Raw genomic sequence first — 23,785 nt, forward strand, 5'->3', positions numbered from 1 at the left:
GTCCTGTGATCACGCCGGAGAGAAAAATAAAAAAGCGCCCCCAGCCTGACTTATCAGGCTGAGGGCGCTTTTTTATTGCTCGCTTTTCCGCCTCTCTTTGCATTTGGCACTCAGACCACCTTATCGCCCCAGACGATGGCGCGGTAGTTTTCCGGGTCGGTGTCCCCCTCAGTGGAGAACAGGAGCACCGTGCTCTCTCCATCCAGGCCCAGGGCTGCCTTCAGATCGGCGTATTGGGGATCGGTCATCAGGGTGGCCACCAGTCCCGTGCCCACCGCGCCGGACTCCCCGGAGACCACCTTGGGATCCCCCTTCAGCGGAGCGGCGAGCATCCGCATGCCCCGGGCGGAGACCCAGTCGGGGCAGGAGATAAAGGCGGCGGCGTGGTTTTTCAGGATATCCCAGCTCAGAGGACTTGGCTCTCCGCAGGCCAGGCCCGCCATCATGGTCTTCAGCTCGCCGGTGACGGGGTGGGGCTTTCCGTCTCCGGCCAGAGCGCTTTGGTAGTGGCAGTCGGCCCCGGTGGCCTCCACCACAATGACCTTGGGCGGGGCGTCGGGATAGCGGCTCATGAAGTAGCCCAGAACGGCCCCGGCCAGGGAGCCCACTCCGGCCTGGATGAAGATGTGGGTGGGTTTTTTGCCCAGGGCGGTCAGCTGCTCGTCGGCCTCGCCGGCCATGGTGCCGTAGCCCTGCATGATCCAGCCGGGGATCTCCTCGTAGCCCTCCCAGGCCGTGTCCTGCACCACCACGCCGTTGGGGGTCTGGGCGGCCTGCTTGGCGGCCAGGCGAACGCAGTCGTCGTAGTTCAGCTCCTCAATGGTGACCTGGGCCCCTTCCTTGGCGATGTTGTCCCGGCGGACGGGCGCCGTGCCCTTCGGCATATGCACCACCGCCTTCTGGCCCAGCTTGTTGGCGGCCCAGGCCACGCCCCGGCCATGGTTGCCGTCGGTGGCGGTAAAGAAGGTGGCCTGGCCGAATTCCTCCCGGAGCGCATCGCCGGTGAGCACGTCGTAGCTCAGCCCGGAGATGTCCCGGCCCGTCCGCCGGGCGATGTACCGGGCGATGGCGTAGGAGCCGCCCAGCACCTTGAAGGCGTTGAGGCCGAAGCGGCGGCTCTCGTCCTTTACGTAGAGCCCGCCCAGGCCCAGAGACCGGGCCATGCCGTCCAGCGCCGCCAGCGGGGTGGGGGCGTATTGGGGGAAGCTGCCGTGAAAGGCACGGGCCTTGGCCACCTCCTCCAAGGACATGAGGGAGGGGTGGGCGTCCTGCGTCTTGGGCAGCTTGTTTTCGATCCACTTGATCTTCTCCATAGCGCACCTCCTGAGGCATGATGTGTTGACCGCACTGTGACTATATCACATTTTCCCGGAAAAACAAGGAGGGAAAAGGGACTGTGTCTATCGGCATCTTACACTTAAAAAGGCCCCTTTCCCTATGGAAAGGGGCCCTTTTGGGGCGATCCCTTGATTTACTTGCCGATGAAGTTCTTTTCCTTCCGCTTTTCCAGGAAGGCGGACATGCCCTCTTTCTGGTCAGCGGTGGAGAAGCACAGGCCGAAGGCCTCCGTCTCATAGGCAAGGCCGGTGTCGATGTCGGTCTGGATGCCCCGGCGGATGCAGGCCTTGCACTCCCGAACGGCGATCTGGGCGTTGGCGGCGATCTGGGCGGCCATCTCCATGGCCTTACCCATCAGCTCCTCGGGGGGATAGACGGCGTTGACCAGGCCGATCTTCTCTGCCTCGGCGGCGTTGATGGTCTTGGCGGTGAGGATCAGCTCCATGGCCTTTCCGGTGCCCACGATCCGGGCCAGCCGCTGGGTGCCGCCGAAGCCGGGGGTGATGCCCAGGCCCACCTCGGGCTGGCCGAACTTGGCCTTTTCAGAGGCCAGGCGGATGTCGCAGGCCATGGCCAGCTCGCAGCCGCCGCCCAGGGCGAAGCCGTTGACCGCGGCGATCACCGGCTTGGAAAGCCGCTCGATCTTCAGGAACACGTCGTTGCCCAGACGGCCGAAGGCCTTGGCCTCCACAGCGGTGAGGGGCTTCATCTCGCCGATGTCCGCCCCGGCCACAAAGGACTTTTCTCCGGCGCCGGTGAGGATGACCACGTTGACGGCGCTGTCGGCGTCCGCCTGATCCAGGCAGGCGCTGAGCTCAGTGAGGGTCTCGCTGTTAAGGGCGTTGAGGGCCTGGGGCCGGTTGATGCTGATGACGGCAACGCCGTCCTTCACTTCCAGAAGAAGATTGTTCATGGTAATTTACCTCCCGTAGGGGCCGCACAGTGTGCGCCCGCTGATTTGATGGGGCCGCGTTCAGCGCAGATTACTCCTGCGCCAGATGCCCAGCTTCTCCGCGTCGGCGATGAGCCCGTCCCGGAAGTCCGGGTGGGCGATGGAGATGAGCTTCTCCGCCCGTTCCCAGGTGGAAAGCCCCTTCAAGTTCACCATGCCGTACTCGGTGACAATGTGCTGGGTGCAGGAGCGGGGGTCGGTGACGATGGAGCCGGGGGTGAGGGTGGGCACGATGCGGCTTTTTACGCTGCCGTCCTTTCCGGTGACGGTGGAGGACATGCAGATAAAGCTCTTGCCGCCCCTGGACAGGTAGGCTCCCATGACGAAGTCCAGCTGGCCGCCGGTGCCGGAGATGTGCTTGACGCCGGCGCTCTCGGCATTGACCTGGCCGAAGAGATCCATGTCGATGGCGTTGTTGATGGAGATAAAGTTGTCCAGCTGGGCGATGACCCCGACGGCGTTGGTATAGTCCACCGGGGCGGCCATTACATCGGGGTTGCGGTCAATGTAGTCGTAGAGCTTCTTGCTGCCCGCGGCGAAGGCATAGACCTGGCGGCCCTTGTCCAGGTTTTTGTGCCGGCCGGTGATCTTCCCTGCCTGGGCGATGTCCACAAATGCGTCCACATACATCTCGGTGTGGACGCCCAGATCCTTCAGATCGGACTGGGCGATCAGGCTGCCCACGGCGTTGGGCATGCCGCCGATGCCCAGCTGAAGGCAGGCCCCGTTGGGGATCTCCTTCACGATAAGCTCGGCCACGGCTTTGTCCACGGCGGAGGGCTCGCCCCCGCCGCCCAGCTCCGCGATGGCCGGGTCGTCCCCCTCCACCACGAAGTCCACGTCCCGGATGTTGATCTCGCTGCCGCTGAGGCCGAAGCCCCAGGGCATATTGCGGTTGACCTCCAGGATGATGTGCTTGGCCTTGTCCAGCATGTCCGCCAGGTGGGAGGCGGACAGGGCGAAGCTGAAGTTGCCGTGGTCGTCCATGGGGGTGACCTGGAGCATGGCCACATCCACCGACACATTTTCCCGGTAGAACCGGGGCAGCTCGGAGTACCGCATGGGGGCGAAAAAGCCCATCCCCTTGGAGATGATCTTCCGGTCGATGCCGGAGCAGTGCCAGGAGTTCCAGGTGAAGTGCTCTCCGGCGTCGTCGGCCTTGGCGATCTCGGGCATCCACATGGTCACGCCGCCCCGCACCTTTACGTCGAAAAGCTCATCCTTCCGGGCGGCCAGGGCTCTGTCCAGGGCCACGGGATGGTTGACGCACCAGCTGTAGTCCACCCAGTCTCCGGACTTGACCAGCTTCACCGCCTCCTGGGCGGTGGTGCGCTTTTGCTGATAGAGCGCTTTATAGTCCGTCATGACTTACTTGGTGTAGTCGAAGAAACCAACGCCGGTCTTGCGGCCCAGCTTGCCCGCCCGAACCATCTTGCGCATGAGCAGGCTGGCGCGGTACTTGGGGTCGTGGGTCTCGTTGTAGAGGGTGTCCATAATGGCCAGGCACACGTCCAGGCCCACCAGGTCGCCCAGGGCCAGGGGGCCCATGGGGTGGTTGGCGCCCAGCTTCATGGCGGTGTCGATACCCTCGGCGGTGGCAACGCCGGTGTAGAGAAGGTCGCAGGCCTCGTTGATCATGGGAATGAGGATCTTGTTGACCACAAAGCCGGGGGCCTCTTCGACAGCCACAGGCTCCTTGCCGATCTCCGCGGCCAGCTCGGTGATGACCTTGCAGGTCTCGTCGGAGGTGTTGGCGCCCCGGATGACCTCCACCAGCTTCATGACGGTGGCGGGGTTGAAGAAGTGCATGCCGATGAACTTGTCGGGCCGCTTGGTGGCGGCGGCGATGGCGGTGATGGAGATGGAGGAGGTGTTGGAGGCCAGGATGCACTCCGGCTTGCAGATGGCGTCCAGCTCGGCGAAGACGCTCTTCTTGATCTCCAGATTCTCGATGGCGGCCTCCACCACCAGGTCGGCGTCGGCGGCCTTGTTCATGTCGGTGGTAAAGGTGATCTTGTCGGTGATGGCCTTCTTGCCGGCTTCGTCCAGCTTGCCCTTGGCCACCAGCTTATCCAGACCCTTGTTCAGCCGGGTCTCGGAGGCGGCGATGATCTCATCCTTGATATCGCGCACGACCACGTCGCGGCCTTTCCTGGCGAAGACCTGGGCGATGTCCAGACCCATGGTGCCGCCGCCGATGACTACTACCTTTTGGATGCTCATAACTGTTTACCTCCTGAATCTGTTTTTCGTGTTATTTTTCACTGTGATCCGCCTGTCGGGAGCGGATCGGGAACCCCTGTTCCCTATTATAGAGGATGGAGGGAATAATTACAAGTTTTTAGAGCGTTTATTAAAAATTTAACTGGTTAATTATTTTTTTAACAACAAAATGGACAAAAAAGTACGTTTTGTTATTTTTTTAACATATTTTCACAAGAAAAAGGCCGCCGGTCAGGCGGCCTTTCGGAAAAAATTTTTGAAAAATTTTTCTGTCCGGGGAAAACCGGTCTTATTTCTTCAGTCCGGGGTTGTCCTTCATCTCCCGCAGAGCGTCCCGGTAGGACAGGTTCACCCGGCCCTTTTCGTCGATCTCGGTGACCTTCACCCAGATCATATCGCCGATGTTCACCACGTCCTCACACTTCTCCACCCGGCGCTCGGAGAGCTTGGAGATGTGAACCATGCCGTCCTTGCCGGGGGCCAGCTCCACGAAGGCGCCGAAGGGCATGATGCGAACCACCTTGCCGTAGTAGAGGGCGCCCACCTCGGGGACGAAGACGATGGTCTCGATCATCTTCTTGGCCTTCTCGCAGCACTCGGCGTCGGGGGAGGCGATGTGGATGGTGCCGTCCTCCTCGATGTCCACCTGGGCGCCGGACTCGGCGGTGATCTTCTGGATCACGCTGCCGCCCTTGCCGATGACCTCCCGGATCTTGTCCACGTCGATCTTCATGGAGATCATCTTGGGGGCGTACTTGGACAGCTCGGCGCGGGGCTTGGCGATGCAGGGGAGCATGATCTCGTCCAGGATGGCGTACCGGGCGTCACGGGTGATGTCCAGGGCCTCCTTGATGATGGCGTGGGAAAGGCCGTCGTTCTTAATGTCCATCTGGATGGCGGTGATGCCCGCCTTGGTGCCCGCCACCTTGAAGTCCATCTCGCCGTGGAAGTCCTCCACGCCCTGGATGTCGATGAAGGTGGTAAAGCCGCCGTCGTCGTCCTGGATCAGGCCGCAGGAGATACCGGCCACGGGGGCGGAGATGGGCACGCCGGCGTCCATGAGGGCCAACGTGGAGCCGCAGATGGAGCCCTGAGAGGTGGAGCCGTTGGAGGAGAGCACCTCGGAGACAACACGGATGGCGTAGGGGAACTCCTCCACGCTGGGGATGACAGGCTCCAAAGCCCGCTCAGCCAGGGCGCCGTGGCCCTTCTCCCGGCGGTTGGTGGAACGGGAGGCACGGGCCTCGCCGGTGGAGTAGGCGGGGAAGTTGTAGTGGTGCATGTACCGCCGGGTCTCCTCCTCCCAGATGGTGTCCAGCTTCTGGCAGGCGGTGAGGGTGTTCAGGGTGCAGACGGAAAGAACCTGGGTCTGGCCCCGGGTAAAGAGGCCGGAGCCGTGGACCCGGGGCAGCACGCCCACCTCGGCGGAGAGGGGCCGGATCTCGTTTTTCTGCCGGCCGTCCACCCGGTGACCCTCCAGGAGCCAGGCCTTGACGATCTTCTTCTGGAACTTGTAGGTGATCTCCTCCAGGAACTGATCCATGTCGGGGTGCTCGTCCAGATATTTCTCGTGCCACTTCTCGATCATGGCGTTCCAGCGCTCTTCCCGGATGTTCTTGTCGTCGGTGTCCATGGCGGCGCGGGCCTCGTCCATGAAGTCGGCGGTGATCTTGTCAAACAGCTCCTGGTCAAAGGCGGCGTGGTCGTAGGTCATCTTCTCCTTGCCGATCTCGGAGACCATCCGGTTGATGAGAGCCACCTGCTTCTGGATCTCCTCGTGGGCCTTGACGATGGCGTCGTACATGATGTCGTCGGGCAGCTCCTTGGCTCCCGCCTCGATCATGATGACCTTCTGAGCGGTGGCGGCCACGGTGAGATCCAGCTTGGACTCGTGTTTCTGCTCCTGATTGGGGTTGTAGACGATCTGGCCGTCCACATAGCCCATCTCCAGGCAGCCGATGGGGCCGGCCCAGGGGATGTTGGAGATGGCCAGACAAGCGGACACGCCGATCATGGCGGTGACCTCGGGCGAGCAGTCCCGGTCCAGGCTCATGACGGTGCAGGTACACACCACGTCATTGCGGAAGTCGTAGGGGAACAGGGGCCGGATGGAGCGGTCAATGACCCGGCTTGCCAGCACGGCGGGGAGGGAGGGCTGACCCTCCCGGCGCATAAAGGAGCCGGGGATGCGGCCCACGGCGTAGAGCTTCTCCTCAAAGTCCACGCTGAGGGGGAAGAAGTCGATGCCGTCCCGGGGACGGGGGGAGGCGGTGACCGCCACCATAACGGTGGTCTCGCCATAGGTGACCATGGCGGAGGCGGAAGCCAGCTCGGCGACCTTGCCCACATTGATCTTCAGGGGACGGCCGCACAGATCCATCTCGTAAGTGCGCTCGTTGGGGAACTGCTTGCGGGTGATGATAGTCGACATGATTTTGTCCTCCTTTGTTTTCTCCCCCGCCAAGACCTGGTTTAGCACTTGAACAAAAGCCCCGGCAGCCGCCGGGATCCTTGTTCAATTGCTAAATGCAGGGGGGACGGGGGGATGATTTTGCAGCAGATAAAAAACAGAAACCAGGGCAGCGGGGACTTCCCGCGCTGCCCTGGCCTATGCTTCTTACTTACGGATGCCCAGCTTCGCGATGATGGCGCGGTAACGCTCGATGTCCTTGCGCATCAGGTAGTCCAGCAGCTTGCGGCGCTTGCCGATCATCTTGTACAGGCCCCGGCGGCTGTGGTTGTCGTGGATGTGCACCCGCAGATGCTCGGTGAGCTCGTTGATGCGGGTGGTAAGAATGGCGATCTGCACCTCGGGGGAGCCGGTGTCGGTCTCGTGGGTGCGGTTGGCCGCGATAACGGCCGTCTTTTCGTCCTTACGGATCATGGTTGTTTCCACCTTTCAAATTTTTTCCGAACAGCTGGGAAATAGGCCGGTGAACGCCCCTGATGCAGAGGCCGTCTCCCATTTCTAAGCCGCCGGACGTTTGCGTGCCCAAGAAATATACCACAAATTTTTCCCGTTGTAAAGGAAAATATCATATTATTGGGGTGAAAATAAGCTGGGACGGCATTTTTGGAAAAAGAGCCGGCGCCTTGCAGGGCGCCGGCTTTTGTCATGATCCGGACTCAAAGTGTGTTCTCGCTGGCCTGCGGGGACTCCTCCGGGGACTCCTCCGCCGGGCCGCCGGCCCAGCGGTAGCCCATATCCGCCATCTCATCGGCGGTGTAGAGGGTGGAGGACAGCTCGGTGAAGCGGCTCAAGTCCAGATATAGGGGCTCCCCCTGGGAAAAGCGCACCTCGTTCCAAAAATGGGGCTCCCCCTGCCAGGCGCCCTCCACGATCTCGCAGGTCACCCGTTCCAGCTCCCGGCACACCAGGGAATAGGCCAGAGCCAGCCCCTCGTCGTTGGCGGCGCCCTCCACTAAGGCGGCGTAAGCCGTAACGCCGCCCTGGGGATCGTATCCGCTGTGATAACAGACCTCCGCCGCCGCCTGGCGGACGGCGGCCTCCCGATCCATGTCCCAGGGGTAGACGAACTCGGCCCCGGCGGCGGCCAGCCGCGCGCTCTTCCGGCGCAGCTCCTCCGCGCCTTCGGAATAGGTGAGCAGGATCTCCACCACCCGCTCCCGGCCGCTGTCGGGGTAGAGCCCGATCTCTACCTGGGGCATTCCCAGGGCGGCGGCGGGGGTGTCGTAGTAGGCCTGGCGCGCCAGAGCGAGAATGGATGCCTCATCCTCGGCGAAGTAAGCCACCCGGAGTACCACCTGATCGCTGAAGTTGGTCAGGGCCTCCTGAAGCTCGGCACGGATGGCGCCGGAGCCGGTGACGTTCACCATGGAGCGGATCTCCTCCTGGGTGCGGCGGTAGCTGATGGAGAGCTTGGCCTGGTAGTAGGAGACCACCCGGCTGGATTCATGCTTGATGTAGTCCACGCAGTAGGCCCCCAGGGGATCCTCCGTGGCCACCTCCAGGCAGGCCCGGGTCAGGTCGCTCTCCACCTCGCCGTCGTAGTCGTAAAGCTGGATGGTCCCCTCCTCCTGCCCCTGGGACACCAGGTACAGTACGGCGGAGACCAGCTCCCGGTAGTTCTCCACCCGGAGGCCGGAGGAGCCCTCGGCGGTCACCGGCTTCTCCTCGTGACGCTGTCCGGCCTCATAGGAGCGCTCCAGCATGGCCGAGCAGCCGGTGAGCGGAAGGCAGGCGGCCAATATGAGGGCCAGAAGACCTTTTTTCAAGTGATCGCCTCCCCGTTTTCCGTGTGAAGCCCTATGTGCGCTCAGTACCCGATCTCCTCTTCGATGAGCACCACATGGGCTGTGGGGATGGAGGTGGGCTTGCGCAGGTGGGTGGAGATGACCCGGCAGATGCGCTCCGGGCTGTCGCAGTCGTAGCACCGGTCACCCTTGGCGGCGCAGGGGGTCTTCTTCCCCAGCCGCTGGGCGTTCTTGGGCCCTGCGATGTTCCGGGCTCGCCACAGGGCCTTTGCAAGGTCAGGGGCGATCTTGTTCACCCCCACGATGAACCAGACCTCCTCATGGCCGCAGATGGTGGCGGCCACCCGGTTGCCGTGGCCGTCGATGTTGATGATCTCCCCCGTCTCCGCAAGGCCGTTGACCGAGGTGAGGTAGACCTGGGCCGCCGCGGCCTTCTCCTGGGTGTCGGGTCGCCGGAGGGCGCCCCAGTGCCAGTGGACGGTGTTGTGGGCGGAGAGCAGGTCGTAGAGCCCCATGTCCTGCAGGGTCACCGAACCGCCGAAGCCCACGGTCTTGCCGTCAATGTGGGCGTCTATGTAGGCCGCGGCCTCCGTGGCGGTGGCGAAGCGGTGAACGGTGAAGCCGTTTTTGGTGAGAATTTCTGTGAGCTTGTCCAGATTGGGCATGGGAAAGACTCCTTTCTAAACGTCCTGGTGATAGCTGCCGAAGCCCTCGCCCAGCACCTCGTGGGCGGGGGTGACGATCATGAACGCGGCGGGATCGGCCTGGCGCACCGTCTCCTTAATGGTCACGATCTCCCGCTGCTTGAAGGCGCAGAGGATCACCCGCTTGGGCTGGCCCAGATAGCCTCCCTCCCCCTGAAGGTAGGTCACCGTCCGGTCCAGGTCGTCCATGATGACCCGGGCGATGACCTCGGGCTTGTCGGAGATGATATAGGCCACCTTGGCGTTGTCCATGCCGTAGAGCACCCAGTCCATGACCAGGGTGGACACGTAGAGGGCCACGATGCCGTACAGGGCGCTCTCCATGCTGTGGAAGACGACGGCCACCAGCAAAATGACCGTCAGGTCGATGACCATGAGCACCTTCCCCACCGGCAGCCAGGCCATTTTGGACTGGGCCAGCCGGGCCAGGATGTCGGTGCCGCCGGTGGTGGCCCCCTGCTGGAAGATGAGCCCCAGAGACAGGCCCAGTACCGCCCCGCCGAAGATGCACCCCAGCAGAGGCTCCGCCATGGGCGGAAAGGTGTAGACTGCGGCGATGCCGTCGAGGAACAGGGAGGTGAGGGCGGTGGCCGTCAGGGAGGACACCAGCAGGTGGCCCCCCAGCACCCGCCAGCCCACCAGAAAGATGGGCACGTTGAAGCAGAGCACCAGCGTGCCGATGGGAACCACGGGGATGAGAAAGTTGACGATCTGGGCGATACCCGTCACCCCGCCGAAGGCGATGCCGTTGGGCACAAAGCACCAGTCAAAGGCCAGGGCGTAGAGAAAAGACCCCAGTAGGATAAAAAGGTAATTTTTGACCAGCACTTTGGGTGTACGTTTCATTTACGGTTCCTCCAAAAGAGACATTTGGGTCTCACCCCGATCCTCCGGCTTCAAAAGAGCTCCCGCCACGGGCAGGGAGCGGGCCCGGTAGCGGGCCTGGTTCTGAATGGAGGTGGAGGTGAGAGGCACGGCGTGCTCCAAACGGTATTTGGGTTTCAGGGTCATTACGTTGACGCCCTGGGTATTTCGGGTGGTCTTGGGGGCGAGGACGGCGGTGTGGAAGATAACGCACCGGCCCTCGCTGGAGATGAGGGCCATCTCCAAGTCCTCCTTCAGGTGCCAGGCCGCAGCCAGGGGGGATTTGTCGGAGTAGGCCCCGGTCAGCCGTTTGCGCCGGGTCTGGGTCTGATAGGCGGCAAGCTCCACCCGGGCACACTTGCCGTTTTCGAAGAAGAACAGCAGGTGCCCGGCGTAGTCGCCGGTGACGCAGGCCCACACCGCGTTCTCTCCGGGATCCATGCCCAGCTTGGTGGGCAGATAGTCCCCCAAGACGCTTGCCTTGCTGTCGTCAAAGTCGGCAAGGCGGGTCTTGTAGCACTGCTGGCGGTCGGTGAATACCAGCAACTCGTCCCGGTTGGAGGCGTCCCAGCGCAGGTACTCCCGGTCGCCCTCTTTATACTTCTGCTCGCTGGACATGCGCAGGGAGGCGGGGGTGATCTTCTTCAGGTATCCCTCCCTGGACAGGAACACGTGCACCGGGTAGTCGGGCACGTCCTCCTCGGTGTCCTCCGCGGCGGCGGTCTGATACTCGTAGACGATCTCGGTGCGCCGGGGGGAGGGATACTTGGCCATGACCTCTTTGAGCTCCCCGGAGATGATGCCCTTGACCTTGTTGGGGTCGTCCAGAACGGCCTGGAGCTCGGCGATCTCCTTTTCCAGCTCCTCGGTCTCCTCCACCCGCTTGAGGATATATTCCTTGTTGATGTTGCGCAGGCGGATGTCCGACACGTACTCGGCCTGGGTCTGGTCGATGCCGAAGCCGATCATCAGGTTGGGGATGACCTCCGCGTCCAGTTCGGTGTCCCGAATGATCTTGATGGCCTTGTCAATGTCCAGCAGGATCTTTTTCAGACCCTTCAGAAGATGGAGCTTATCCTTTTTCTTCTTCTGGACAAAGTATGTCCGCCGGCGCACCCCTTCGATACGCCAGGCCGTCCACTCCTCCAAAATTTCCCGCACACCCATCACACGGGGCATACCGGCGATGAGGATATTGAAGTTGCAGGAGAAGGAGTCCTGAAGGGGGGTGGATTTGAACAGCTTCTGCATCAGCTTGTCCGGATCGGTGCCCCGCTTCAGGTCGATGGTCAGCTTCAAACCGCTCAGGTCGGTCTCGTCCCGCATGTCGGAGATCTCCTTGAGCTTGCCCGCCTTGACAAGCTCGGTGACCTTGTCCATGATGGCCTCGGCAGTGGTGGTGTAGGGGATCTCGTAGATCTCGATGACCCCCTCCTCCTTCACATACCGCCACTTGGAGCGCACCTGGAAGGAGCCCCGGCCCGTCTCGTAGATCTCCGACATAGCGGCCCCGTCGTAGAGCAGCTGTCCGCCGGTGGGGAAGTCGGGGGCCTTTAGAATGGACAGCAGGTCGCACCGGGGATCCTTCATGTAGGCGATGGCGGCCTGGCAGACCTCCTCCAGGTTAAAGCCGCACAGGTTGGAGGCCATGCCCACGGCAATGCCCTGGTTGGCGCTGACCAGCACATTGGGGAAGGTGGTGGGCAATAGGGTGGGCTCCTGGAGGGTGCCGTCATAGTTGGGCACGAAGTCCACCGTGTCCTGGTCGATGTCCCGGAACAGCTCCTGGCAGATGCCGTCCAGCTTGGCCTCGGTGTACCGGCTGGCGGCCCAGGCCATGTCCCGGGAGTAGACCTTGCCGAAGTTGCCCTTGGAGTCCACGAAGGGGTGCAGAAGGGCGCCGTAGCCCCGGCTCAGGCGCACCATGGTGTCATAGATGGCGGCGTCGCCGTGGGGGTTGAGCTTCATGGTCTGGCCCACGATGTTGGCCGACTTGGTGCGCCCACCGGTGAGCAGCTTCATGGTGTACATGGTGTAGAGCAGCTTCCGGTGGCTGGGCTTGAAGCCGTCGATCTCCGGAATGGCCCGGGAGATGATAACGCTCATGGCGTAGGGCATGTAGTTGATCTCCAGGGTCTGGGTGATGGGCTGCTCCAGCACCTCGGCCCGCAGACCCATCACATTGGGGTCGGCGCTGCGGTGTTTGACGGCCTCCGGGGCCTTCTTTTTCGGCATGGGTATCAGTCCTTGTCTTCTGAGTCTTTTTTTGCGCCTGTTTTAGAGGGCTATTCAAAATATATTGTCAGTCAAGCTCCCAGCCGCAGCTCGGGGCGCAGGATGCGGGCCAGGATGGCGGCGGCCTCGGCCCGGGTGAGGGGGGTGTGCCCGTAAAAGGCTCCCGTGCCGTCCGGGCCGTTCAGGACGCCGGCAGCATACAGTTTTTCCACCCAGGGGTCTTTGATGTCCGGGGGCAGAGCGGCCCCTTCCACCGGCTCCAGCTCTCCCGCCATCTGGCCTATGACCTGGGCAAGATCCAGCCGCCAGGCCGTGGGGGCCGCAAAGATCTCCGCCACATGGGCGTCGAGATATTCCTCCGGGTATTGGGCCAGAAGGGCGTCTCCGTGCTCGGCCCAAAGGTCGTCTGTGAGGAATTCCAAAACATAGCACACTTCGTCAAAGAACCACAGCTCAGACCGCTCCGGCAGGATCGTCTCCTCTGCGTAGTTGAGAAACGGGTCAATAACGCAGGTAAGGGCCTCGAAGAGGTCGCCGTCAAAATCCTCCCCGCCGTCAAACAGGTACCCCTCCGCCTCCGAATCATAAACGCCCTGATAGACGATGGGGCCGTCGGGCTCCATATCAAAATTCGACCAGTCCATCCAGGCCGCGTCCAGGGTCATGGTCAGGGGCTTTTCTGGATCAATGCGCTCCCAAACGTCGCTGTGAAAGGTAAACAGCAGACGGCTGAAGTCGCTGTCCCTTGTTCCAAAGAGCTCCACATCACGCCAGTTCCCCAGTACAGTCCCATCCTGGGAGAAGGTGACGATGTCCGCCAGCACCTCCGGCAGGTGGGGGATCTGCATATTGTTTATCCGGGCCTTGAGCCGGGCGGCCAGCACCACGCACTCAGCCAGGGACAGCGCCCGATCCGGGGCAAAGCAGCCGTCCCCCACGCCCTTCATCAGCCCCTCCTCCACGCAGACGTCCACGTAGGGGGCGAACCAGTCCCCGGGCGCCACGTCGGAAAAGTCCGCCCCCGCCGCTTGCGCGGCGGGGAGCGGAGAGAATGCCAAAAGCAGGGCCAAAAGCAGGCAGATGTCTTTCCGTTTCATAAGGGTTTCTTCTCCAACAGGCGAAAACGGCTCAGAGCGCGGGGGTGAAGAGCAGGGCGGTGCCCAGATCCATCACCATCTCTACCGGAGCGCCCTCGGGGGGCGTCAGGGCGGGACCGTCCTTTACCTCGGTGCGGGTCATCTCGGTGTCCAGCTTCAGCTTGAAGGCGTTTTTCTGGTGGTACTCCATAGTGCCGGTGGCCTTGTCCATGCTGCCGCTGCTGTGGGCGGTGATCTGGAAGTCGAAGAGATTCAGCAGCCGGCCGGAGAGAATGCCCATCAGGCTGTAGGAGAAATAGGGGTCATAGTAGCTGTCAAAGGCGTTTTTCATCATGGCCTGGAAGTCGGGGCGCAGATCCATGTCGGCGGTGAAGGTGCCGTTGTCGCGCATGACGTAGGAGAGCTCATAGCTCTTGAAGGGGGCCAGATCCTCCCCGCTTATCTGGGCGAACAGGTCGTTTATAGTCTTGGTGTCCACCTTCCAGGTCAGGGCGCCGCCGGAGCGCTTCACCCGGTCGGGGCCCATAATGGCGCCGAAGACGGAGACGAGGCTGTCAAATTCCTCCCAGGCATCCTCCGGGGAGGACCACCACCGGGCGCTGTCGGAGAGAAGCTGCTCTTCATAGATGTAGTCCGCCATAAGGCCGGACAGGTTGCTTAGCAGCGCCTCGCTGTCCATGCCCAGACTGGCCTGGAGCATCTCGTCCAGGCCCATGCCCAGGCTGGCGCCGTACCAGGTGTCGGCGGTCACGGTATCGTCAAAGGCCGCCAGCACGGGCACGTTCCAGTAGAAATTGCCCGCGTCCAGGTCGGCGATGGCGTTGAATTCCAGGCCCTTCATCAGGGTGGGCAGGTCGCTGAGGCTGAGCTGGGGAAGCTCGCCGGCTGCCAGCTCCAGAATATCGTCGCCCAGGAGCTCCAGCACATCGGCGGCGTTGACCTTCACCGTCAGCTCCAGGGTGTTGTCCTTTTGGAGCATGTCCAGGGTCACCTGGAGCTTATAGTCGGTGTCCCCGTCCAGGCTGTTGAGGGTGGTGAGGGTGACGTCCAGGGTCTCGGTGGTCTTGTAGCTCTTCCCGCTCTCCACATCGGTATGCTCCATGGCCCAGGCCACGATCTCGTCCAGGGCGGTGAGGCTCTCGCTGATGCGGGCCTTGGCGGCGGCGGTATCCACCAGGAAGATGGCGTTTTCATACTCGTTCCAGCCCACGTCCCAGCCCTCGGACTCCATGGTGGCGCGCAGGGGCAGCAGCTCCCCCTCGTCCACATAGTGGCTGTCCAGAATGGCGTTGACGGTGGCGGGGGCGATGTAAGACCAGCCGTCCTCGGCGGAGATGACGGCGTCTTCCATCACCTGGCCGTTGACCACCAGGCGCAGGGGCTTGCCGCTGTTCCAGCTGGAATCATAGTCATACTCCCAGTCGTAATCGTAGTCATCGTCGTAGTCCCACTGCCAGGAGTAGTAGTTCACGTAGTCCACGAACATCTTCTCCACAAACTCCTCCTCGGTGAAGAGGTGGTAGTAGTCCATGTACTCCGCCTTGCTCTGTCTGCTCCAAGAGCCATGCTCCTCCTCAAAGAAAGCGTCGGCGTCGAATTCCGCCCACCGGTCGGGGTACTGGGCCTGATAGGTCAGGAATTCCTCGTGGTTCGTGAGCGTGTAATTGCGGTCAGATACATAGTCCCACAGCAGGTAGGGCAGAACCTGGCTCTCACCCTCAAAGTCGTAATACGAATCCTGAATGAACTGCATAATGGGAGTGAGGGTCTCGGTATAGCCCTGCCAGGCCAGCAGCTGCTCCAGGGTCAGCGCTTCCAGCTCGCCGGGGTGGGCGGCGCGGTAGGCCTCCACCTCCTGGGCGCGCCAGGCCTCGGTCGCCTGATCGCTCAGGTAGTACTGCCACATCATTTGGCCGAACTGGTCGGCGCTGTCCCACTCGCCCCACTCCACCATGTGGTCGATGTACTCCGTCTCACTGTCCCAGTACTCGCCTATGTTCTCCTGCCACCAAGCATGGGGGTCAAAGGCGGCCTGTTCCTCGGGGTGCTCCTGGGTGTACTGGACATAGAACTGCTCCACAAAGGCGGCGTAGGGATTGGGTTCCTCCGCCTGCGTCGTGGTGAACAAATAGTCATTTTCGCTCTCAGGCAGAAGCAGGTCTGCTTCCCCCACCGCCAGGGCGGGGGTAGCCAGGCTCAGGGCCATGGCCAGGGTCAATGCCAGGGAAAGAATGCGCTTTTTCATGGTTGTTTTCCTCCTTTTTAAGATATATCGGCCAATTCCAAAAATTTATATCCGTTTTCCGCGATATGATCCTTCCGGCCCTGGAGATTGTCCCCCAGCAGCAGGTCGAACATCTGGGTGGTGGCCTCCATGTCCTCGGGCATCACCTTGATCAGCCGGCGTGTCTCCGGGTTCATGGTGGTCAGCCACATCATCTCCGGCTCGTTCTCACCCAGGCCCTTGGAACGCTGAATGGTGATCTTCTTCCCCTCTCCGATCTCCTTGACGATGTCGTCCTTTTCCTTGTTGGAGTAGGCAAACCAGGTCTTTTCCTTATAGGTGATCTCGTAGAGGGGGGACTCGGCGATGTAGACGTAGCCCCGGCGGATGAGGGTGGGGGTGAGCCGCCAGAGCATGGTCAAAATGAGGGTTCGGATCTGGTAGCCGTCCACGTCGGCGTCGGTGCAGATGACCACCTTGTTCCACCGCAGGTTCATCAGCTCGAAGGCGGCCAGATCCTTGGCACGCTTGTCGCTGACCTCCACCCCGCAGCCCAGCACTTTCATCAGGTCGGTGATGATCTCGCTTTTGAAGATGCGGGCGTAGTCCGCCTTCAGGCAGTTGAGGATCTTGCCCCGGACGGGCATAATGCCCTGGAACTCCGCGTCCCGGGAGAGCTTGACGCTGCCCAGGGCGGAGTCGCCCTCCACAATGTAAAGCTCCCGGCGCTCCGGATCCTTGGTGCGGCAGTCCACGAACTTCTGCACCCGGTTGGCCAGATCCATGGTGCCCGTCAGCTTCTTCTTGATGTTCAGCCGGGCCTTTTCCGCGCTCTCCCGGCTTCGTTTATTGATGAGCACCTGCTCGGCGATCTTCTGGGCATCGAAGGGGCTCTCGATGAAGTAGACCTCCATCTGGGCCTTGAGGAATTCCGTCATGGCCTCCTGGACGAACTTGTTGTTGATGGCCTTCTTGGTCTGGTTTTCATAGGAGGTCTGGGTGGAGAAGTTGTTGGAGACCATCACCAGGCAGTCGGCCACGTCGTTCCAGGTGATCTTGCTCTCGTTCTTCTGATACTTGCCCTGGGCGCGCAGGTAGCCGTCGATGGCGGAGACGAAGGCGGAGCGGGCGGCCTTCTCCGGGGAGCCGCCGTGCTCCAGCCAGGAGGAGTTGTGGTAGTATTCGATGATATTCACCGTGTTGGAAAAGCAGAAGGACACCGACAGCTTTACCTTATATTCCGGCTTGTCCTCCCGGTCCCGGCCCTTGCGCTCGGCCTGCCAGAACACCGGGGCGGTGAGGGAGTTCTCCCCCGCCAGCTCCTTGACATAGTCCTCGATGCCGTTTTCATAGAGAAAGTCGAAGGTCTCGAACTTGCCGGGGGCGGTCTCGTTTTTCAGCCGGAAGGTGACTCCGGCGTTGACCACCGCCTGCCGCTTCATCACGTCGGCGTAATATTCCAGAGGAATGTCGATGTCGGTGAAGACCTCCAGATCGGGCCGCCAGCGGAACTTGGAGCCGGTCTTCTTCCCACTCCAGGGGGCGCTGTGGAGGAAGCTCTCCCGGGGTTCAGTGATCTCACCCTTTTCAAAGTGGAGGGTGTATTCCATGCCGTCCCGGTGGATGACGGCGTCGAAGAACTCGCTGGCGTACTGGGTGGCGCAGGAGCCTAAGCCGTTGAGACCCAGGGAGTACTCGTAGTTATCCCCGTCTCCGCCGTACTTGCCGCCGGCGTACAGCTCGCAGAACACCAGCTCCCAGTTGTACTTCTGCTCCTTCTCGTTCCAGTCCACCGGGCAGCCCCGGCCGAAGTCCTCCACCTCGATGGACTTGTCCAGGTAGCGGGTCACGGTGATGAGGCTGCCGTGGCCCTCCTTAGCCTCGTCGATGGCGTTGGATAGGATCTCAAATACGGCGTGCTCGCAGCCGTCCAGCCCGTCAGAGCCGAAGATGACCCCCGGGCGTTTGCGTACCCGGTCGGCTCCCTTCAGGGAGGAGATGGAGGTGTTGTCATATTGCGGTTTTGTTGCCATGGGCCTTCCCTCACTCTGTCCAAAGTCGCGATGCCGTCCCCACATATTGTGAGGCGCATATCAATTCACACTAATTTTATACCAAAAATGGAAACGCGTCAAGGAAAGAGAAGCCGCTCCGGCCCTATTTTAAGGCCGGAGCGGCTTTCGCATTGCAAAAAGGCTCAGCAGGCGCTTTCGATCCAGGCGCTGCCCACCACTACGTCCCCGTTGTAGAAGACCGCCAGCTGTCCCGGCGTGGGGGCCCGGACGGGGACGTGGGCTTTGACCAGCACTCTGCCTTCCGCGGGGAAAATGGTACAGGGCGTCTCTGTTCTGGCGTGGCGGAAGCGGGCGGCGACCTCCATCGGGCCCTCCAGGCGGTCTATGGCGATCCAGTTGGGGTCAGAGCAGAAGATCTCCTCCCGCGTCAGGTCGGAGCCGTCGGAGAGGGTGACGGTGTTTTCCCTCGGGTCGATGGCGGAGACATAGTAGCGGTGGGGGCCGGACACCCCCAGCCCCCGGCCCTGGCCCAGGGTGTAGCGGTGAATGCCCTTATGCCTTCCCAGCACCGTGCCGTCGGGGGCCAGAAAGTTGCCGGGAGGGCAGCCCTGGCCCCGGCTCTCCAGCCATTCCCCGTAATCGTCATGGGGGATAAAACAAATCTCCATGCTGTCCGGCTTGTCCGCCACCGGAAGGCCCGCCCCCTGGGAGAGCTGGCGGACGGTGGACTTGACGCGGCCGCCCAGGGGGAAAATGACCCGGCGCAATATTTCCTGGGGAAGGCGGGCCAGCATATAGGACTGGTCATTGGGGGCGGATCCCTTCAAAAGAAGGGTGCGGCCGGCTTCGTTTTGGGCGGTGCGGGCGTAATGGCCCGTGGCGATATATTCCGCCCCCAGCTCCTCCGCCAAAGCCAGCAGGGAGGGGAACTTCACCAGCGGATTGCACCGGGCGCAGGGCAGGGGGGTGCGGCCGGCCCGGTATTCGGCGGCGAAGGGGGCCTTCACATGCTCCTCCAATGCCCGGGAAATATCCATGGTGCGCAGCTCCATGCCCAGCCCCTCCGCCACGGCCCGGGCGTCGGCCTCCCCCACGGCCTCGGGGCCGATGGAGAGATAGAGGCCGATGACGGTATAGTTCTCTTGGAGCAGCCGGGCGGCCAGGGCGGAGTCCACCCCGCCGGACAGGCCCAGCACGACTTTAGATTTCATGGCGGCCATCCTTTTCCAGATAGATCATCAGCGCCGCCACATCGGCGGGGCTGACCCCGGAGATGCGGCTGGCCTGGCCCAGGCTGACGGGGCGGAGCCTGTCCAGCTTCTGGCGGGCCTCCAGGCGGAGGCCCTGCATGGAGAGATAGTCCAGCTCCTGGGGCAGAGGGCGGCGATCCAGCTTCTTCATCTCCTCCACCTGCTTTTGCTGGCGGCGGATGTACCCGGCGTATTTGATCTCGATCTCCGCCGCCTCCCAGACCGGGCGGGGCAGCGGGGGCCGGCCGGAGTCAAGTGGAGCGATGCTCTCGTAGCTGTTCTCCGGGCGGCGGAGAAGGTCGGCCAGGCGCCCTCCGGGGCAGGGGGTCTTCTCCAGCCGGGCGATCTCGGCGTCCACGGCGGCGTATTTGCCCAGAACCTTCTGGTATGCCTCGTCGCTGACCAGCCCCACCGCATGGCCGATGTGGGCCAGGCGGCGGTCGGCGTTGTCCTGCCGCTGGAGAAGGCGGTATTCCGTGCGGGAGGTCATCATGCGGTAAGGCTCATTGGTGCCCTTGGTCACCAGGTCGTCGATGAGCACCCCGATATAGCCCTGGTCGCGGGTCAGCACCACCGGAGAAAGCCCCCCGATTTTCCGGGCGGCGTTGATCCCCGCCATGAGGCCCTGGGCGGCGGCCTCCTCGTAGCCCGAGGAGCCGTTGAACTGCCCCGCGCCGTAAAGGCCGGGGACTTTTTTGTGCTCCAGGGTGGGGAGAAGCTCGGTGGGATCCACGCAGTCGTACTCGATGGCGTAGGCTGGGCGGGTCATCTCGGCCTTTTCCAGGCCGGGGATGGTGTGGAGCATCTCCACCTGCACCTCCTCGGGAAGGGAGGAGGAAAAGCCCTGGATGTAGAGTTCTTCCGTATTCAGACCCATAGGCTCGATGAACAGCTGGTGCCGGGGCTTGTCGGCAAAGCGCACCACCTTGTCCTCAATGGAGGGGCAGTACCGGGGGCCCACCCCCTCGATGACCCCGGAGAAGAGGGGGGAGCGGTGGAGGTTTTCCCGAATGACGGCATGGGTCTCCCCGGTGGTGTAGGTCAAATAGCAAACCGCCTGATTTTTCAGGGGCTCATCGGTGGAAAAGGAGAAGGGTACCGGGGCCTCGTCCCCCGTTTGAAGCTCCATCTTGGAAAAATCCACGCTGCGGCGGTTCACCCGGGGGGGCGTGCCCGTCTTGAACCGGCGGAGGGTGACCCCCAGCTTTCTCAGGCTCTCCGACAGGGCCGGCGCGGCGGCCAGACCGTCGGGGCCGCTGTCCCTTGTGACCTCCCCCACGATGGTGCGCCCGGAGAGATAGGTGCCCGAGCAGACGATGGCGGCCCTCACCTGATAGACCGCACCGTGGGCGGTGCGGACAGCGGAGACCGCCCCGTTTTCCGTCAGGATGTCGGTGATCTCCGCCTGCTTCACCCATAGGTTTTCCTGCTTTTCCAGGGTGTGCTTCATGACCTCCTGGTAGCGGCGGCGGTCGGCCTGGGCCCGGAGGGACCAGACGGCGGGGCCTTTCCCCTTGTTGAGCACCCGGTACTGGATACAGGCTTTGTCGGCGGCTTTTCCCATCTCGCCCCCCAGGGCGTCGATCTCCCGCACCAGGTGGCCCTTGCCCGTGCCGCCGATGGCGGGATTGCAGGGCATATTCCCCACCGCGTCCAGGTTCACCGTGAAGCACAGGGTCTTCAGACCCAGCCGGGCCGAAGCCAAAGCGGCCTCGATGCCCGCGTGGCCCGCCCCGATGACGGCCACGTCAAAGTCTCCGGCGTGATAGTCCATGTGTGTCCCTCCCTTCGTAAGGCTCAGGGGGCGGTCAAGCCTGCCCGTAGACGATCCGGATGGGGGTGTTCACCGCGGCGATGTCCGCCTGGGTATAGGCCCCGCCGAACTCCCCGTCCAGGGTGAAGGGCACCGGTTTGGCGCAGGTGATGAGGAACCGGGAGGAGTGGAGGCCGGTCACGCCGCTGTCCTGGTCGTACTCCTGCCGGGCCAGGGCGTAAATGGCGGCGTTCATCTGAGCCACGGTCTGGGGCATCCGCACAAGCACGGCCTCCAAAAGTCCGTCGTCCAGGCTCACCTCTTCAGCGGGCAGGCCGATCAGGCCGCCCACGGAGACGGTGTTGCTCACCATGACATAGAGGAAATCCCCCTCCAAAACGCCCCCGTCATGCTCCACCCGCAGAGGGTAGCTCTGCAGATTGGCCAGCTCAGAGGCCCCTTTGAGAACGTAGGCCAGGTGGCCGAAAATGTTCTTGAACTGCTGGGGAGTGTTATAGGATACATCGGTAAAGGCCCCCAAGGCGGCCACATAGGTGAAGTACCGCTCGCCCAGCCGGCCAATGTCCACGCTCCGGGGCTCTCCGGAGGCGGCCAGGGCGGCCATCTCCTCCATGCCCTTGGGCAGGCCCAGGTTTCGGGCAAAGTCGTTGGTGGTGCCGGCGGGAATGTAGCCAATGGGGGGCCGGGCGCTCTCAGGCAGCTCCATCAGGCCGGTGATGACCTCGTGGAGGGTGCCGTCCCCACCGCATACGGCGATGCGGTCGTGGTCGGGAGAGAGCTCTCTGGCACACCGGGCAGCGTCGCCGGGGCCCTGGGTGGGGTAGGCGGTGACCAGCTGTCCCGAGCGGGTGAAGGCGTTGAGGATGCCCGCCAGCTTGCCCCGCACCCGGCCCTTCCCGGCGTGGGGGTTATAAATGAAGAGGAGTTTTTCCATGACAGCGGCCTCCGAAAAAGTTTTGGCAGTATTATAGCGCCTTTTTATCAAAAAGAAAAGGGGGGCGGCCGCGGACTTTCCACGCCGCGGCCGCCTCTTTCGTCATACCCGTTCCAGCGTCGCCATGGCGGCGGCTTTTGCCCGCTCCCTGTCCAGGCACTGGCCGGTAAAGTGCTCCAGGGCCAGAATGGCCTGGTGGAGGAGCATCCCCATGCCGTTCATGGTGGGGTGGCCCAGCTCACGGGCCCGCCTGAGCAGCAGGGTCTCCGCGGGGGCGTATATGGCGTCGCACACCGCCGCCCCCTGGGGCAGCGCCTCCAGGAAGGACAGGTCTTTGAACTGGGCAGCCGCGCCCTCCATGCCCAGGGAAGTGCAGTTAATGAGGAGCTGGCTCCGTGCCGCCACCGCCCGGAGGGTCTCCGAACGGAAGTCCGCCGGGGTCATTCGATGGGGGGCCATGGCCCCCAGAGCCTCCGCCTTGGCGATGGTGCGGTTGCAGACGGTAATGGCCGCACCCGCTCCCACCAGGGCCGCCGCCACCGCCTTGGCCGCGCCGCCGGAGCCCAGGAGCATGACCTGCTTTCCCGCCGGGATGACCCCCAGGTCGTCCAGAGCCCGGAGAAAGCCGCCCCCATCGGTATTATAGCCGATCGTCCGCCCCTCCCGGATACACACGGTATTTACCGCCCCGCACAGCCTGGCCAGGTCGTCCAGCTCGTCCATCAAGGGCATCAGGGCCTCCTTGTGGGGCATGGTGGCGTTGAACCCGGCATAGCCGCTGTACTTGGCGCACGCCAGCCACTGGGCACTCTCCCCTCTGGGCACATGCTGGCAGAGGTAGATGTAGTCCAGGCCGAATTCGGATATCATGGCGTTTTGCAGCAGGGGCGAGCGGGAGTGGAGCACCGGGTCGCCGATGACGCAGAGTTTTTTGGTGGTGTTTTGCAGTGTGACCAACATGAAAAGACCCTCTTTCTCTCTCAGACCATGACCGGGGCGGGAACACGGCCGCCATAGAAATCCCGGTCGTACCAGTCGTCCAGCGTCCCACCGGCCCCGGCGGCGGAGAAAAACTCCGTAACGGCCCGGACGGTGGGGGCCACGGAGGCCTCCAGCATTTGGAGCAGGAGGGCCGCCGCCGGCGCGCAGGCCGGGTCGGGCCGGGGGGTGAGAACAGAGCCCCGAAGGGCGGAGAGCTGGGGAAGCCGGCCCAGTCCGTCCGCGGCCCGCTGGATCCAGGTGCCCGCTCCCCTGGTCTGCAGCCGGCACACCCGGCGGAAGGAGGAGAGGGCCTGGCGAAACTGTTCCGGGGTGATGGCGGGACACACCGCCGCTGTGACCGTGGCAAAAAAGTCGTCGGGCAGCCGAAAGGGAGGCAGGGGAGTGCGGCGGAGGGGATCCACGCCTTCGGAGAGCATCAATACCCGATCCAACTCACTTTCGACGGCGCTGTGGGCAAGACCGTGGACGGCCTGCGCGGTGACGAGGGGATGGCAGGCGCTGTCCAGGGCGAAGTGGCACAAAAATCCGGCGGCATAGCTCCCGGCGAAGGGGGCGCCCTCCTCCACCGCCGCCAGCAGCCCCTGCGCCGGGGCGCGGAAGCTGTGGTGATGCAGGTCGATACCGGTCTGCCTGGGCAGATTGGGGAACAGGGGCCGGTAAAAAAACAGCGGGTCAGGGCCTAAGCAGCCGGCCAGGAAGGCGTCCTCCTCCCGGCTCAGGCCGCTTCGAAGCAGGGCGGGCAGGCGGGAGAGCACCCGGCGGCCAAAGACCAGATGGGCATAATAGTTGGGCATGGGTCTCATTCCTTTGCGGTAACAGGGTTTTGTAAAGAGCATTATAACAGTTTGGCGAAAAAAAGGAAAGAGGAAAAAGACGGGGCCGCTCCTCTCCCCCGCCATCGTCTCCTCCGTCCCCGCCAGGCGGCGCAGAGAGAGATGTTCCAGCCCCTCCGTGCCCC

18 protein-coding genes are annotated in these 23,785 nt (G+C 62.9%); all 18 read right to left on the reverse strand.

Going from position 1 to position 23,785, the window contains the following annotated elements:
* Positions 1-110 precede the first annotated feature (110 nt).
* Positions 111-1,313, reverse strand: coding sequence for a diaminopropionate ammonia-lyase (gene dpaL / locus NFR87_RS08815; RefSeq protein ID WP_251448998.1), 1,203 nt, complete (start codon positions 1,311-1,313; stop codon positions 111-113).
* A gap of 158 nt (positions 1,314-1,471) precedes the next feature.
* Positions 1,472-2,257, reverse strand: a complete 786-nt coding sequence (locus tag NFR87_RS08820; RefSeq protein WP_251449014.1) for a short-chain-enoyl-CoA hydratase — start codon at positions 2,255-2,257, stop codon at positions 1,472-1,474.
* A 54-nt stretch (positions 2,258-2,311) separates the two neighbouring features.
* Positions 2,312-3,655 (reverse strand): butyryl-CoA:acetate CoA-transferase, encoded by a 1,344-nt coding sequence (locus NFR87_RS08825; protein ID WP_251448999.1) that lies wholly within the window; start codon positions 3,653-3,655, stop codon positions 2,312-2,314.
* Positions 3,656-3,658: 3 nt separating this feature from the next.
* Positions 3,659-4,507, reverse strand: a complete 849-nt coding sequence (locus tag NFR87_RS08830) for a 3-hydroxybutyryl-CoA dehydrogenase (protein WP_251449015.1) — start codon at positions 4,505-4,507, stop codon at positions 3,659-3,661.
* Positions 4,508-4,802: 295 nt separating this feature from the next.
* On the reverse strand, positions 4,803-6,944 hold the full coding sequence (locus NFR87_RS08835) for a polyribonucleotide nucleotidyltransferase (protein WP_251449000.1): 2,142 nt from the start codon (positions 6,942-6,944) through the stop codon (positions 4,803-4,805).
* A 186-nt stretch (positions 6,945-7,130) separates the two neighbouring features.
* Complete coding sequence (rpsO, locus tag NFR87_RS08840; RefSeq protein WP_251449001.1) at positions 7,131-7,397, reverse strand: 30S ribosomal protein S15; 267 nt, start codon at positions 7,395-7,397, stop codon at positions 7,131-7,133.
* Between the two features lie 242 nt (positions 7,398-7,639).
* Entirely contained in the window at positions 7,640-8,749 is a 1,110-nt protein-coding gene (locus tag NFR87_RS08845) for a hypothetical protein (RefSeq protein ID WP_251449002.1), read from the reverse strand.
* A 41-nt stretch (positions 8,750-8,790) separates the two neighbouring features.
* Entirely contained in the window at positions 8,791-9,393 is a 603-nt protein-coding gene (locus NFR87_RS08850) for a lactate utilization protein (RefSeq protein WP_251449003.1), read from the reverse strand.
* A gap of 15 nt (positions 9,394-9,408) precedes the next feature.
* On the reverse strand, positions 9,409-10,278 hold the full coding sequence (locus NFR87_RS08855; protein ID WP_251449004.1) for a YitT family protein: 870 nt from the start codon (positions 10,276-10,278) through the stop codon (positions 9,409-9,411).
* Positions 10,279-12,531 carry a DNA gyrase/topoisomerase IV subunit A gene (locus tag NFR87_RS08860; protein ID WP_251449005.1) on the reverse strand — a complete coding sequence of 751 codons (2,253 nt, stop codon included), beginning with the start codon at positions 12,529-12,531 and terminating at the stop codon, positions 10,279-10,281.
* Between the two features lie 71 nt (positions 12,532-12,602).
* Positions 12,603-13,628, reverse strand: a complete 1,026-nt coding sequence (locus NFR87_RS08865; RefSeq protein ID WP_251449006.1) for an S-layer homology domain-containing protein — start codon at positions 13,626-13,628, stop codon at positions 12,603-12,605.
* Between the two features lie 31 nt (positions 13,629-13,659).
* Positions 13,660-15,873 (reverse strand): hypothetical protein, encoded by a 2,214-nt coding sequence (locus NFR87_RS08870; protein WP_251449007.1) that lies wholly within the window; start codon positions 15,871-15,873, stop codon positions 13,660-13,662.
* A gap of 17 nt (positions 15,874-15,890) precedes the next feature.
* Entirely contained in the window at positions 15,891-17,885 is a 1,995-nt protein-coding gene (locus tag NFR87_RS08875; protein ID WP_251449008.1) for a DNA gyrase/topoisomerase IV subunit B, read from the reverse strand.
* A gap of 164 nt (positions 17,886-18,049) precedes the next feature.
* Positions 18,050-19,078 (reverse strand): tRNA 2-thiouridine(34) synthase MnmA, encoded by a 1,029-nt coding sequence (gene mnmA, locus NFR87_RS08880; RefSeq protein WP_251449009.1) that lies wholly within the window; start codon positions 19,076-19,078, stop codon positions 18,050-18,052.
* Complete coding sequence (gene mnmG / locus NFR87_RS08885) at positions 19,068-20,891, reverse strand: tRNA uridine-5-carboxymethylaminomethyl(34) synthesis enzyme MnmG (RefSeq protein WP_251449010.1); 1,824 nt, start codon at positions 20,889-20,891, stop codon at positions 19,068-19,070. Before mnmG ends, mnmA begins: the two co-directional genes overlap by 11 nt.
* A 34-nt stretch (positions 20,892-20,925) precedes the next feature.
* Positions 20,926-21,825 (reverse strand): diacylglycerol/lipid kinase family protein, encoded by a 900-nt coding sequence (locus NFR87_RS08890; RefSeq protein WP_251449011.1) that lies wholly within the window; start codon positions 21,823-21,825, stop codon positions 20,926-20,928.
* A gap of 102 nt (positions 21,826-21,927) precedes the next feature.
* Positions 21,928-22,785: a shikimate dehydrogenase gene (gene aroE, locus NFR87_RS08895; RefSeq protein ID WP_251449012.1), complete on the reverse strand. Its 858-nt coding sequence runs from the start codon at positions 22,783-22,785 to the stop codon at positions 21,928-21,930.
* 20 nt (positions 22,786-22,805) lie between these two features.
* Positions 22,806-23,621 (reverse strand): zinc dependent phospholipase C family protein, encoded by an 816-nt coding sequence (locus NFR87_RS08900; protein ID WP_251449013.1) that lies wholly within the window; start codon positions 23,619-23,621, stop codon positions 22,806-22,808.
* Between the last annotated feature and the right edge of the window lie 164 nt (positions 23,622-23,785).

Origin of the sequence: Vermiculatibacterium agrestimuris (genome assembly GCF_943193085.1) — a bacterium.
GTDB classification, from domain to species: domain Bacteria; phylum Bacillota; class Clostridia; order Oscillospirales; family Oscillospiraceae; genus Vermiculatibacterium; species Vermiculatibacterium agrestimuris.